15 protein-coding genes are annotated in these 13,544 nt (G+C 57.1%); 2 read left to right on the top strand and 13 right to left on the bottom strand.

Annotation, left to right across the window (positions count from 1 at the left end; all coding sequences use genetic code 11):
• Positions 1-5: 5 nt before the first annotated feature.
• The gene (locus ACR0BD_RS10120; protein WP_480830204.1) at positions 6-500 is read right to left on the bottom strand and encodes an EF-hand domain-containing protein; all 495 of its coding nucleotides are present in this window, start codon (positions 498-500) and stop codon (positions 6-8) included.
• A 162-nt stretch (positions 501-662) separates the two neighbouring features.
• Here ACR0BD_RS10120 and ACR0BD_RS10115 point away from each other — a divergent pair, with 162 nt between their 5' ends.
• Together ACR0BD_RS10115 and ACR0BD_RS10110 are read left to right on the top strand one after the other, a co-directional pair.
• Complete coding sequence (locus ACR0BD_RS10115; RefSeq protein WP_480830203.1) at positions 663-1,061, top strand: DUF983 domain-containing protein; 399 nt, start codon at positions 663-665, stop codon at positions 1,059-1,061.
• Between the two features lie 25 nt (positions 1,062-1,086).
• Positions 1,087-1,788, top strand: a complete 702-nt coding sequence (locus ACR0BD_RS10110; protein WP_480830202.1) for an NUDIX hydrolase — start codon at positions 1,087-1,089, stop codon at positions 1,786-1,788.
• A 9-nt stretch (positions 1,789-1,797) separates the two neighbouring features.
• Here the strand turns inward: ACR0BD_RS10110 and ACR0BD_RS10105 are convergent, their stop codons facing one another.
• The 12 genes from ACR0BD_RS10105 to nuoH are packed head-to-tail and all read right to left on the bottom strand — an operon-like array spanning position 1,798 to position 13,527.
• Positions 1,798-3,465 (bottom strand): ribonuclease J, encoded by a 1,668-nt coding sequence (locus tag ACR0BD_RS10105; protein ID WP_480830201.1) that lies wholly within the window; start codon positions 3,463-3,465, stop codon positions 1,798-1,800.
• Positions 3,462-4,241 (bottom strand): type III pantothenate kinase, encoded by a 780-nt coding sequence (locus ACR0BD_RS10100; protein ID WP_480695967.1) that lies wholly within the window; start codon positions 4,239-4,241, stop codon positions 3,462-3,464. The genes ACR0BD_RS10105 and ACR0BD_RS10100 overlap by 4 nt, the downstream gene beginning before the upstream one ends.
• An 11-nt stretch (positions 4,242-4,252) precedes the next feature.
• Positions 4,253-5,002: a biotin--[acetyl-CoA-carboxylase] ligase gene (locus ACR0BD_RS10095; RefSeq protein WP_480830232.1), complete on the bottom strand. Its 750-nt coding sequence runs from the start codon at positions 5,000-5,002 to the stop codon at positions 4,253-4,255.
• 53 nt (positions 5,003-5,055) lie between these two features.
• On the bottom strand, positions 5,056-6,498 hold the full coding sequence (nuoN, locus tag ACR0BD_RS10090) for an NADH-quinone oxidoreductase subunit NuoN (RefSeq protein WP_480830200.1): 1,443 nt from the start codon (positions 6,496-6,498) through the stop codon (positions 5,056-5,058).
• A gap of 15 nt (positions 6,499-6,513) precedes the next feature.
• Entirely contained in the window at positions 6,514-8,058 is a 1,545-nt protein-coding gene (locus ACR0BD_RS10085) for an NADH-quinone oxidoreductase subunit M (RefSeq protein ID WP_480830199.1), read from the bottom strand.
• Complete coding sequence (nuoL, locus tag ACR0BD_RS10080; RefSeq protein ID WP_480830198.1) at positions 8,058-10,190, bottom strand: NADH-quinone oxidoreductase subunit L; 2,133 nt, start codon at positions 10,188-10,190, stop codon at positions 8,058-8,060. Before nuoL ends, ACR0BD_RS10085 begins: the two co-directional genes overlap by 1 nt.
• A 7-nt stretch (positions 10,191-10,197) precedes the next feature.
• Positions 10,198-10,503 (bottom strand): NADH-quinone oxidoreductase subunit NuoK, encoded by a 306-nt coding sequence (gene nuoK, locus ACR0BD_RS10075; RefSeq protein WP_005984024.1) that lies wholly within the window; start codon positions 10,501-10,503, stop codon positions 10,198-10,200.
• Entirely contained in the window at positions 10,500-10,991 is a 492-nt protein-coding gene (locus tag ACR0BD_RS10070) for a hypothetical protein (protein ID WP_480830197.1), read from the bottom strand. The genes nuoK and ACR0BD_RS10070 overlap by 4 nt, the downstream gene beginning before the upstream one ends.
• Positions 10,988-11,590 carry an NADH-quinone oxidoreductase subunit J gene (locus ACR0BD_RS10065; RefSeq protein WP_480830196.1) on the bottom strand — a complete coding sequence of 201 codons (603 nt, stop codon included), beginning with the start codon at positions 11,588-11,590 and terminating at the stop codon, positions 10,988-10,990. The genes ACR0BD_RS10070 and ACR0BD_RS10065 overlap by 4 nt, the downstream gene beginning before the upstream one ends.
• Positions 11,587-11,997, bottom strand: a complete 411-nt coding sequence (locus ACR0BD_RS10060) for a carboxymuconolactone decarboxylase family protein (RefSeq protein WP_480830195.1) — start codon at positions 11,995-11,997, stop codon at positions 11,587-11,589. Before ACR0BD_RS10060 ends, ACR0BD_RS10065 begins: the two co-directional genes overlap by 4 nt.
• A complete protein-coding gene (gene nuoI, locus ACR0BD_RS10055) occupies positions 11,994-12,488 on the bottom strand; it encodes an NADH-quinone oxidoreductase subunit NuoI (protein ID WP_170397042.1) in 495 nt (164 codons plus the stop codon). Before nuoI ends, ACR0BD_RS10060 begins: the two co-directional genes overlap by 4 nt.
• Position 12,489: 1 nt before the next feature.
• Positions 12,490-13,527 carry an NADH-quinone oxidoreductase subunit NuoH gene (nuoH, locus tag ACR0BD_RS10050; protein WP_480695978.1) on the bottom strand — a complete coding sequence of 346 codons (1,038 nt, stop codon included), beginning with the start codon at positions 13,525-13,527 and terminating at the stop codon, positions 12,490-12,492.
• Between the last annotated feature and the right edge of the window lie 17 nt (positions 13,528-13,544).

Genomic DNA, 13,544 nt, shown 5'->3' with positions numbered 1-13,544 from the left:
CTGCGTCAGCTATCGTCAGAGTCCGCACCTGGCCGTTTCTTGTGGTGGCGGTCTCTTTTCGCCTTGGCATCGGCAAACTCCTGTTCCGAGATCGACCCGTCATTGTCGGCGTCGATACGGTCAAACATCTTGTCAGCACGGCGCGGTTTGGGCAACTCATCCTGGCTTAGAAAGCCATCTGCGTTGGCATCGTGCTTTTCAAACATCTTGGCCACGCGGTCATTTACCTTTTTCTGGCCTGCCGCCTGCATTTCTTCGACGGTCAATTGCCCGTCTCCATCAGCATCAGCCTCGGTGAAGCGCTTGCTGCGATGGGCCTGCATTTCTTCTTTGGTCACCTGACCATCACTATTGGCGTCCAGTTCCTGGAAAGTCACAGGTTCGCGATCGCGTGGCCCTGCAGCCAACACAGAAGTTCCCGTAACGGCCACAGCCGCAATTACGATGGCCGGGATGAATTTGGCGCTTTTCATATCGTTTTCCTTTGTTTTGCGGCTCATTCGCCGCTGCTCACATAGGTTCAAACGGCGCTATTTCGGATTTCCGTCGCGAGAAATCAAAAAAGTTTTGCACGAACTTTGCCGGTGCAAAGCGACGCACCCCCCTTTAAAGTTGCACAAAACATGCGCAATATCCGCCGACCAGAACCCATGAGTATCACAATGACAGATCAGACAATTGACACGCACGCGGACACCGAACGCCAGACCTGGCCCGCATTGGTGAAAGGATTTCGCTGCCGCTGTCCTAAGTGTGGTGAAGGGAAGCTGCTGCACAGCTACCTGAAGGTGAATGACGCGTGTTCGAATTGCGGTCAGGAGCTGTTTCATCACCGTGCAGATGACGGCCCGGCCTATCTGACGATCCTTCTGGTGGGTCACTTGCTCGCGCCTGCGCTGCATGTGTCCTATGTTCATTGGCGGCCCGAGCCCCTGACCATGTTCCTGATTTTCGCGATTGGCTGTACTGCGCTGTCGCTGTTTCTGCTGCCACGCCTCAAGGGAGCTGTCGTCGCGTATCAGTGGGCGCGGCGTATGCACGGTTTCGAAAAATCCGAGTAACCCGGCAGATCACGCGGGGGCGCTCATGACGATAGATAAATCTGCAATTCGAAACGCATCGACCGTTATCGTCCTGCGTGATCGTATGACATCACCTTCCATTCTGATGGGTCAACGGGGCGCCAAAGCAGCCTTTATGCCCAATAAGTTTGTTTTTCCCGGTGGCGCTGTCGATCCAGCGGACGCTCAGGTACCTTTGGCCAGCGGCCTGTCATCACTGTGCCATGACCGCTTGGCCGAGCGTTCCGATCCGGGTTTGCAACACGCGCTGGCCGCTGCCGCAATCCGAGAGTTGTGGGAAGAGACGGGGTTAATTCTGGGTCAGCCCGGCAAGTGGCCAACCGAGGCCCCAGAAGACTGGCAAGCCTTCGAACAATTGGGTTTTTGTCCTTCGGCCGAGGAATTGCAGTTCGTGTTTCGCGCCGTGACGCCTCCGGGCCGACCGAGGCGTTTCGATGCGCGATTCTTTCTGGTGGATGCGTCCGCGATACAGATGGATCTGGATGATTTCTCGCGCGCCTCTGATGAGTTGTCGCATTTGCAATGGGTCCCGCTCGACCGCGCGCGCGAATTCGATTTGCCTTTTATCACCGAAGTCGTCTTGGCCGAGGTGGCCGCCCGTGTCGACGACCCTACCCCACCCAAATCTGTCCCCTTCCTTTTGAACAAGGATGAGGAAAGCCTTTTTTTCAAACTCAAAGGCTACCAGATGCCGCTGACAGACTGATCGGTCCGGCTACTTCATCCGACTGATAACCGTCGTGACCTCGGGCTTTTTGCCGATCTCGGATTTTGCGGTCTGGCGCACGATACGGCGCAGTGCTTCTTCCAACTTATCGTCATCCCGAAGGGTTTTCGCGTCTGCCCGCATCAGAAACTGATTGAGGTCTTCTTCAAGAATCTCGACCAGCGCCGCCCGGGATGATCCAAGTTCAGGCAGTCCCATCGTATCGCACCAGGGCTCACCCAAGGGCTCATCTTCTTCGTCCAGAATGACGGTGACAGTTACATGGCCATTCAACGCCATCCTGATACGATCGCGCACCACACCATCAAGGGCACCGACTTTGACTGTGCCATCCAGATAAGTTCGCCCAGTCTCGACATAATCGACAACACTCGGTGCATTTCCGGTGAGATCGAGCATCGTGCCGTTCACGGCGAGTATACCCGTCCGCCCGCCAGCTTCGGCCAATTTGGCATGTTCGCGCAGATGCCTGTGTTCCCCGTGCATTGGGATAACCATCTGCGGGTCAATCAGCGCATGTACTTTTTCAAGGTCAGGTCGGTTCGCGTGCCCCGATACATGGTAGAGACCAGAGCTGTCATCCACCACGTCCACGCCCTTTTCACTCAGCTGGTTCATGATGAAGATCACGCCCCGCTCATTGCCCGGAATGGTTTTTGACGAGAACAGGAACAAGTCGCCCTCTTTCAGCTCCAGACCGCGATACTTGCCGCGTGCAAGCTGCGCGCTGGCCGCACGACGCTCGCCCTGACTGCCGGTCACAATCAGCATCAGGTTTTGTCGCGGAACGTCCAATGCTTCTTCCGCGCTGATCACCTTGGGGAAATCCGACAGAATGCCGGTTTCAGTCGCCGCTTCGATCATTCGGCGCATGGCGCGCCCGAGCAACACAACGGATCGCCCTGCCCTTTGACCTGCCTCGGCCAATGTCTTTACTCGCGCAACGTTCGACGCAAAGGTCGTGGCAACAACCATGCCGGCTGCTTCGGCGACCAGCTTGGTGATCTCTGGCCCGACCTCGGATTCCGAACGCCCGGCATGTTGCGAGAACACGTTTGTACTGTCACACACAAGCGCCTTGACCCCCGGTTTCGCGACTTCCGACCACAAATCGGGGTCGAAAGGTTCACCCACAACGGGATCGGTATCCAACTTGAAATCACCGGAATGTACGATCCGCCCCTCGGGCGTATCGATCACCAAAGCAGCGCTTTCGGGAATCGAATGCGAAACTGGCAGGAAGCCCACCGTGAACGGCCCGGCCGACACTTGCTCGGGCCACGCCGATGCGGTGCGAACAGCATCTTCGGGGTGGCCATACTCTTCCATCTTGCGGCGCGCGATATTGGCAGTGAATGCGCGCGCGTAGACAGGGGCGCCCAAGGCTTCATAACAATGGGCGACGGCACCGACATGATCTTCATGCGCGTGCGTGATGAACACGGCCTCAAGCTGGTCGGATCGTTCGCGCAACCATGAAATATCCGCGTGGATCAAGTCGACGCCGGGTGTCGTATCCATGTCAGGAAATGTCACGCCCAGATCGACCAGAATCAGCCGTTCCTTGCCCGGCGTTCCATAGCCGTAGACATAGGCATTCATTCCGATTTCGCCGGCTCCACCCAGCGGCATATAAATTAGTCGTTCATTGCTCATGCGGAGCCATTTTCCTTATTGTATTGATTTATCACGGTCAGACCGTGCATCGTCAGATCATCTTCGATCACGTCAAAACCAACGTCCGCCTGATCAAACAGCGGGGCCAGCCCACCGGTTCCAACGACTTTCATCGGCATTCCATATTCCGCCCTGATCCGAGCGATCAGCCCCTCGATCAGACCGGAATACCCCCAATACACGCCTGATTGGATGCAGCCAACCGTATTCGTGCCGATGACTTTATCCGGTCGCGTGATGTCGATATGCGGCAACGCGGCCGCGCCTTGGTGCAGGGCTTCAAGGCTCAGGTTGACGCCGGGTGCGATGATGCCGCCGACATAGGCCCCATCCGATGCCACGACATCAAAATTGGTTGCCGTTCCGAAATCGACCACAACCACATCTCCGCCGTGCCGATCATATGCGCCAACTGCATTGGCAAGTCTGTCCGGCCCGGGCACGGTGCCCTGATCCACCCGAGGGGCGACAGGCAGCAGACATTCCGGTTTGCCAACCACCAGCGGGCGACACCCAAAGAAACGGTCGGCGAAAATGCGCAGGTTGAACACCACACGCGGTACGGTCGAGGCTATGATGACATCGGAAATATCAGCCTCGATCCCGTAATGCTTCACCAGCGTCGAGTACCAGGTAAAATAGGCATCTGCTGTCCGGGAATGGTGTGTCGACGTGCGCAACGTGCACAGAAAGTTCTCTCCGTCCCAGATCGAAAAGACAGTGTTCGTGTTACCGCAATCTATCGCCAGAAGCATCTGCGCCCCCTTTAGAAATACACTTCCGCCGCTGGTATGCTCACGCGACCTTTGGCGGTGTTTAAGACAAGGTTGCCAGATACGTCTACCGTTTCAAAGGTTCCGACAGTTTCAGAGGATGCCGTTCGTGCGGTAATAACCTCACCCAACCGAGCGGCGCGCGCCAGCCAGGCCGCGCGGATAGGCTCGAACCCGTAGGTCGAGAACTGAGTTTCATACTTCACGTAGGCTGCAGCCAGTTCAGTCAGAAAATCCTCGGGCGTTACATGAGCACCCGTCTCGGACAGCAGTGAGACCGGGCGAACCGCGCCCTTTTCGACGGCATGGGCGGGCGGTGCTTCTGATAGGTTCACGCCTATCCCGATCGCAAGATGGGTGACGCCCCGGCCCTGCCCGGTGCTTTCCAAGAGGATTCCGGCCAGTTTCCCCCCGTTCAGCAAAACGTCATTCGGCCACTTAAGAGACAGACCAGTCGCACGACCTGTGACGGAGACACAGGCGTCAAACAAAGCCAAAGCCGCAACAAAACTCCGCAGGGCGGCATCTTCGGGTGCTCCGTCTGGTCGCATCAGCAATGTAGCCGCCAGATTGCCTTTTGGGTTGGCCCAAGCCCTGCCCCGACGCCCACGCGCGGCAGTTTGATGATGCGCCATAATCCAGGTCGGGCCCTGTGCTGCTGGGGCGATCCGCGCAGCTTCGTTCAGGGTGCTGTCGACTTGCTGCAAGATGTGCAACCCATATCCGGCGGGCCACTCAGTCATGATAAAAAGGCCCGGTCGAATGACCGAGCCCCCATTCTTGGTTTCCATCAGTATCAGTTGACAAGTGTTGCCGCAGCTGCGGCCGCAGCACCTTCCACGCCAAACTGGTAGAACACGCCAATCAGCATCAAAGCCGCTGATCCCATCAACGCCACCCAGAGAACCGGAGTAGAACGCGTTTCGATCGGGTCTTCGTTCTCGGCTCCGAAATACATGTAGAACACGATCCGCAGGTAATAGAACGCACCGATGACGGACGCGATTGCCGAAACGATAACTAATCCGGTCAGACCTGCGCTTACACCGGCCTGCCAGACGCCGAACTTGGCGAAAAAGCCCAGCATCGGCGGCACGCCGGCAAGGCTGAACATCAAGATCAGAACGGCCAGAGCCTTACCCGGGTCACGTTTGGAATACTGACGCAGCGCGTCGATATCGGTGACGGGTTTGCCGTCCCGCTCCATCATCAGGATGAAGGCAAAGGTGCCGATATTCATGGTCACATAGATCGCAAGATACATCAGCATCGCTTTGATGCCCATTTCCGTACCGGCTGCCAGACCAATCAAAGCATAGCCCATATGTGCAATCGAAGAAAACGCCATCAGTCGCTTGATATCGCGCTGGCCAATCGCGGCAACGGCCCCCAACAGCATCGACAGAACCGAGAGCAGAACGATCACCTGCTGCCAATCCTTCACGACACCCCCAAATGCGTCATGCAACAGACGTGCGAAAAGGGCCATTGCAGCCACCTTCGGCGCGGTGGCAAAGAACGCAGTGATCGGTGTGGGTGAACCCTCGTAAACGTCGGGTGTCCACATGTGGAATGGCACGGCGGAGACTTTGAACGCCAGACCAGAGATCAGGAACACCAGACCGAAGAGCAGGCCAATCGAGACGTCTCCGTGATGGACAGTCTGGATGATGCCCGAGAACAGCGTGGTGCCGGTAAAGCCGTACACCAGCGACGCACCGTAGAGCAGCAGACCCGAGCTGAGCGCGCCCAGAACGAAGTATTTCAGACCGGCCTCGGTGGATTTCGCGCTGTCACGGCGCAGCGCCGCCACGACATAGAGCGCCAGCGATTGCAGCTCCAGCCCCATATAAAGGGACATCAGATCGCCTGCGCTGACCATCATCATCATACCCACGGCGGCCAGAGCCACCAGCAAAGGGTATTCAAACCGCAACAACCCACGACGCGCCATGTAATCCTGACTCATCAGCAGAACAGCCGCAGCAGATAGCAGAATAGCGACCTTGGCAAAGCGCGAGAATCCGTCATCCACGAACATGCCGTTAAAGGCCACGTTTACGCCATCGCCATTGGTGGCAATCCAGATCGCCAACAGCGCCATCAGGCCCGAGGTCGCCCAAACCAGCGCGGGGGCCAGCCCGTCTTTCGAGGTGTAGACAGCCCCGATCAGCGCCGCCATCGCATATACGGCCAGAACGATCTCTGGCAGGATGATTGTCAGATCAGCTTGGATCATGTCTCCAAAGCCCCCTTAATGCGAAGCGGCTGTCTGTGTCACGGCCTCAGCCGCGGCCAGAGCCGTGTCGTAGTTCGAAATCAGTGCCGCGGTCGAGTCCCCGATGACGTCAGTCACCAGCGACGGGTATACGCCCAACAGGATCGTCATGATGATCAACGGCGCGAACACCAGCCGCTCGCGCGAGCTCATATCGGTCATCGCCTTCAGGCTTTCCTTGATCAGGTCGCCAAATACGATCCGGCGGTACAGCCACAGCGCATACCCGGCAGAGAAGATCACACCGGTTGCAGCCACCGCCGTTACCCATGTGTTGACCTGGAAGGCACCCATCAGTGTCAGGAATTCGCCAATAAACCCGGACGTGCCCGGCAGGCCCACGTTCGCCATGGTAAACAGCATGAAGACCAATGCATAGGCCGGCATCCGAATGACCAGACCGCCATAAGCGTCGATATCACGCGTATGCATGCGGTCGTAGATCACACCGACACACAGGAACAGCGCAGCAGAGATAAAGCCGTGGCTGATCATTTGGAAGATCGCGCCATCGATCCCTTGCTGGTTCGCAGCAAAAATGCCCATGGTCACAAAGCCCATATGCGCGACCGAGGAATAAGCGATTAGCTTTTTCATATCCTCCTGCACCAGCGCCACAAGCGAGGTGTAGACAACCGCAATCGCTGACATCCACAACACCAGATCAGTCATCACAGCCGAACCCACAGGGAACATCGGCAGGCTGAACCGCAGGAAACCATAGCCGCCCATTTTCAGCAGGATCGCCGCCAGCACGACTGAGCCCGCCGTCGGGGCCTGAACGTGTGCATCAGGCAACCAAGTATGGACCGGCCACATCGGCATCTTCACCGCAAAGGACGCGAAGAACGCAAGGAACATCAGCGTCTGCATCCCGCCTACAACGTACACGCCCAGCACGCTAAAGCTCTCAGACGAGAACTGATGGCTCATCAGCGCCTCAATGTCGGTAGTGCCCGCATCCGCGTACATGGCAACCATCGCAACTAGCATCAGCACCGAACCGAGGAAGGTATAGAGGAAGAACTTGAAGCTCGCGTAAATCCGGTTCGCGCCGCCCCAAATGCCGATGATCAGGAACATCGGGATCAGACCTGCCTCAAAGAACAGGTAGAACAGCACCAGATCCAGCGCCATGAACACGCCCAGCATCAGCGTTTCCAGCAACAGGAAGGCGATCATGTATTCCTTGACCCGGTCCGTCACGTTCCAGCTGGCAAGAATGGTCAGCGGCATGATGAAAGTGGTCAGCAGCACGAACAGAACGCTGATCCCATCCACGCCCATCTTGTATTTCAGGCCCAGCAGCCACTCACCCTCTTCCACCATCTGGAAGCCGGTGTTCGAGGGATCGAAGCCCGTGTAGATGCCAATCGAGACAAGGAACGTCACCGAGGTCGCAACGAGCGCGACCCATTTCGCGTTGCGCTGCGCGGCGTCGTCATCGCCGTGCAGGAACAGAGCCAGAATGCCTGCCGCCACAGCGGGGATGAAGGTAACGATCGAGAGGATATTATCCATTAGTGCGTGCCTCCGCCGATCGACATCCAGGTGACAAGGGCTGCAATCCCCAAGACCATCCAGAAGGCATAAGTAAAGATATAGCCCGTCTGCGCCTTGCCTGCGAGGCGGGTGAAGAAGGGAACAACGCCCATAGCCACACCATTCAGGAAGCCGTCGATGGTGTTTCCATCGCCGCGCTTCCACAGGAACCGGCCAAGCGCCACTGTGGGCTTAACGAAGATCACGTTGTAGATCTCATCAAAGTACCACTTATTCTTGAGGAACAAGTACAGCGGGCGTTGGTTCTCGGCCAGACGCGCGGGCAGAGACGTGTTCACGATGTAGAACCAATAGGCCACTGCAAAACCCAAAAGCATTGCAATGAATGGCGAAACCTTGACCCATTTCGGGGCCGCATGCGCATCGTCCAGAACATGATTGTCAGGTGCCATGTACAACGCACCTTCGCCGGGCTCACCCGCGAAAACGTAATGATGATCGCCGTGGGCGTCTTTCTCACCATGGGCGTCATCCGCGTGGTCGTCGCCATGACCTTCATCGGCGTGGTTTTCATCGCCATGCGTGTCGGCTGCACCATGATCGGCATGTTCCGACGCCTCAGCCACCGGAATGCCGTAGAACTTACCGACCTTATCCGCGTGGCCGAAGAAATTGCCGTACCAGATCATGCCCGCAAAGACCGCACCCAGCGACAGCACGCCAAGCGGCACCAGCATGACCATCGGGCTTTCATGCGCGTGGTCATGCGTATGCTTGTCCCCGCGCGGCTCACCATAGAAGGTCAGGAAAATCAGACGCCAGCTGTAGAAGGACGTGAACGCCGCCGCCACAACCAGCAACCAGAAGCCATAGGATGACCCTCCGGCATAGGCGCTCTCGATGATGGCGTCTTTCGACAGGAAGCCCGCAAAACCGAAGTGAGTCAGCGGAATACCCACACCGGTAATCGCCAGCGTCCCGATCATCATTGCCCAGAACGTATAGGGGATCTTTTTGCGCAGCCCGCCATACTCGGTCATCTCTTGTTCGTGATGCATGGCGTGGATCACCGAGCCCGCGCCAAGGAACAACAGCGCCTTGAAGAATGCGTGCGTGAACAGATGGAACATAGCCGCCGAATACATGCCGACACCTGCAGCCACGAACATGTAACCCAACTGCGAACAGGTCGAATAAGCGATGACGCGCTTGATGTCGGTCTGAACCAGACCCACGGTAGCGGCAAAGAAAGCGGTCGAGGCACCCAGCACGGTGATGAAACCGGTCGCACCCGGCGCGAACTCCATCAGCGGCGACATGCGGCAGACTAGGAACACACCCGCTGTCACCATGGTCGCGGCGTGGATCAGGGCCGAAACGGGCGTCGGGCCTTCCATCGCATCGGGCAACCAGGTGTGCAGGATCAACTGCGCCGATTTACCCATCGCACCGATGAAGAGCAGCACGCAGATCACCTCAATCGCGGTCCACTCACCCCACAAGAAGTGCAGCTTTTCCTCGGCCAAAGCAGGGGCCGAAGCGAAAATGTCCGAGAAGTTGATGCTGTCCGTCAGGAAGAACAGTGCGAAAATACCCAGCGCAAAGCCAAAGTCGCCAACACGGTTGACGATGAACGCTTTCATCGCCGCCGCATTGGCGCTCGGCTTGCGGTAGTAGAACCCGATCAGCAGGTACGAGGCGACACCCACGCCCTCCCAACCAAAGAACATCTGCACCAGATTATCCGCCGTCACCAGCATGAGCATCGCGAAGGTAAAGAAGGACAGATAGGCGAAGAAACGCGGCTTATAGCTCTCGCCCTCTCGCCATTGCGGGTCGTGATCCATGTAGCCAAAGGAATAGAGGTGCACGAGCGCCGAGACGGTTGTCACCACGATCAGCATGATCGCGGTCAAGCGGTCCAGACGAACGGCCCAGCTTGTCGACAGCGAGCCACTCTCGATCCAGCGCATGATCTCGATCTGTTGGGTCACACCGTCAAAAGTAAAGAACACGATCCAAGACAGCAGACAGGCCAGAAACAGCAGACCCGTTGCGGTCCACATGGCCGCTTTCTCACCAATGAACCGCCAGCCGAAACCGCAGATCAACGCGCCCACCAGCGGGGCAAAGAGGATGGTGGTTTCCATAGTTCTCTTAGCCCTTCATCATATTGACGTCTTCAACCGCGATGGTGCCACGGTTGCGGAAGAAGCAGACCAGAATGGCCAGACCAATCGCCGCCTCGGCCGCCGCAACGGTCAGGACGAACAGCGTAAACACCTGCCCGACCAGATCGCCCAGGAAGCTGGAAAACGCCACGAGGTTGATATTCACCGCCAGCAGCATCAACTCGATGCTCATCAGCAGGATGATGACGTTCTTGCGGTTCAGGAAGAGGCCGAAGATGCCGATGACGAACAGCGTCGCCGCGACCGTAAGATAGTGTTCAAGTCCGATCATTCGTTCCAAGGCTCCATTTTGAAGCGTTGCTTCTTGTTCAACAGGTCAGGATATAGCGAGCGGCAGGCGCAGTTTTCTTCCATCGACACACCAAGAGAGACCCGTTTGTCGGCGACTTGAAACTCGTTCTCAAGCTCCGCAAATTTGAAAGAGTTTTCCGAACCGAGCATGTCGTCAATTCTTGCAGCGAATAACCTACGGTCATCGAAATTAACGATTTCGCGCCCATCGTCGGTGACTTCCGTGCGATAGGCAGTAACCGTGAAGCGCTGACCAGTGTGGCAATCAGAAACAACGTATTCTACAAAAGAGCCAATATGGGTCGAAGCCCAAGCGGTAAAAACCACTATACCATCGCCAGCATCGAAATGCTCACTTTCTCCAAAGTGATAGCCGTCAATTGAACGAGCACAATTCGTCAACTGAACAGCAACACTCTGCTGCGGCAGGAGCGCAAGCAGAACGATATGAAGAATTCTAACCCTCACAGCCCCTGCCCCGGATTCACGTCCTTCAGCTCCATCGCCTTGGCCGGGTCGCGCATCATCTGGCCGACGATGTCCTGACGCTTGATGTCCTGACGGTGGCGCAGGGTCAGCACGATGGCACCGATCATCGCTACCAGCAGGATCAGCCCCGCAAGCTGGAACAGAAGGAAGTATTGATCATAAAGAATGACACCCAGCGCCTCGGTATTATGGCGATCAGCCGGAACCGGTTGGGCCAGATTGGCTTCGACACCTTGCGCGCTGTCCCATGCGCCAAAGGCCATGACGAACTGCATCAGGATGACCAAACCGATCAGCAGGGCCAGCGGCATATAACGCGCCATCTCGGCCTTGAGCTCGGCAAAGTCCACGTCCAGCATCATCACCACAAACAGGAACAGAACCGCGACCGCGCCCACATAGACGATGATCAAGAGCATCGCCACGAACTCAGCCCCCAGCAGAACGAACAGCCCTGCCGAGGACAAAAATGCGAGGATCAGCCACAGCACCGAGTGCACCGGCTGGCGGCTGATCACCGTGAACAGCCCGCCAGTGATGGCGCTGATGGCAAACAGATAGAAGGCAAAGACGGTCATTGATCCTCATCCTCGTTATCGCCCAGAACCTCCTGCGCCAGATCCAGCGCGCGGGTCATGGCCGGGATGCCGGCAAAGACCGACATCTGACCGATCGTTTCCACGATCTCTTGTTTCCTGGCCCCAGCTTCCAGCGCGTGGCGGACAGTCTGGCGTACAGCCGTATCTGCCTGTGCGCCCTGCATGGTCAGTCCGGCCAGTGTCAGCAAAAGGCGGGTCTTGGCGTCCAGCCCGTCTTTATTGACGGTGTTTCCGAACATCATCTCCATGACCTCTTTAGGCATGGTCGGCCACAGGTTCTCGAACCCTTTGGGCGAGAAATTCTCCATCGCCGGATTCATCGCCTTGGCCATGTCCTGCGCCTGCTTCATCATCAGCTCAAACGGATTTGTCGGCGTGTCATTCATCTGTACGGCGCGTCCATTTCCAGATTGCGGGCGATCTCGGCTTCCCAACGTTCGCCGTTATCCAGCAGTTTTTGCTTGTCGTAAAACAGCTCTTCGCGGGTTTCGGTGGCGAATTCGAAGTTTGGACCTTCGACGATGGCATCGACCGGGCAGGCTTCCTGACAGAAGCCGCAATAGATACACTTGGTCATGTCGATGTCGTAGCGCGTGGTGCGGCGGGAGCCGTCTTCGCGCGGCTCGGCGTCGATGGTGATCGCTTGCGCCGGGCAGATGGCTTCGCATAGTTTGCAGGCGATGCAGCGTTCTTCACCATTCGGATAGCGGCGCAGGGCATGTTCGCCGCGAAAGCGCGGAGAAAGGGGCCCCTTTTCGTGCGGATAGTTCACGGTGGCCTTGGGGGCGAAGAAATACTTCAACCCCAGCTTCATGCCGACCCAGAAGTCCTGCAGCAGAAAATATTTGGCAGCGCGGGTATAGTCGATTTGTGTCATATCAGCCTCCTACACTCCAACGGGCGAACGCGCCCCAGAACCAGTCGAATTTCGCCGCAAAGGCCACGAAAACCACCCAAGCCAGCGAGAACGGCAGGAATACTTTCCAGCCCAACCGCATCAGTTGGTCATAGCGGTAGCGGGGCGTGATGGCCTTGACCATCGCGAAGAGGAAGAAGAAGAACGCCATCTTGGCGACCATCCACAGCACGCCATCCGGCAGGCCGGGGATCGGCGACAGCCAGCCACCGAAGAATAGCAGAGTGGTCAGCGCACACATCAGGAAGATAGCGATGTATTCCCCGGCCATGAACAGCAGGAAAGGTGTCGCCGAGTATTCGACCTGATACCCCGCGACCAGCTCTGATTCCGCCTCGGGCAGGTCAAAGGGTGGTCGGTTCGTTTCAGCCAGTGCCGAAATGAAGAACAGGAAGACCATCGGAAAATGCGGCAGCCAGTACCAGCTGAAGAAGCCAAACCGTCCGTCCTGCGCCTCGACAATATTGCCGAAGTTCATCGAGCCGGTCGAGATAATGACGCCGATGATGATCAGGCCAATGGACACCTCATACGAGATCATCTGCGCCGCCGAGCGCAACGACCCAAGGAACGGATACTTTGAGTTCGACGCCCAACCGCCCATAATCACGCCATAAACCTCAAGCGAGGATACAGCAAAAACATACAGGATCGCGACGTTGATATCGGACAAAACCCAGCCGTCATTGAACGGGATCACGGCCCAAGCGATCATCGCCAGAACGAATGAGGTCAGCGGTGCCAACATAAAGACCGTGCGGTCCGCACCTGCCGGGATCACCACCTCTTTGACCACATATTTTAGCGCGTCGGCCACTGATTGCAGCAGGCCATAGACGCCCACCACGTTGGGGCCGCGGCGCATCTGAACGGCCGCCCAGATCTTGCGGTCGCCATACACGAGGAACAACAGCGAGATCATCACAAAGGCCACAACTGCAAGCACTTGCGCCAGAATGATGACGGCTATTCCGCCTGGGGTGTTAAAGAATTCAGCCATTGGTCCTCACACCGTGG

The organism is Ruegeria sp. G5, assembly GCF_056533365.1.
Note: the sequence above shows the minus strand (reverse complement) of the source record. Positions and strands in the feature narration are given on the sequence as shown.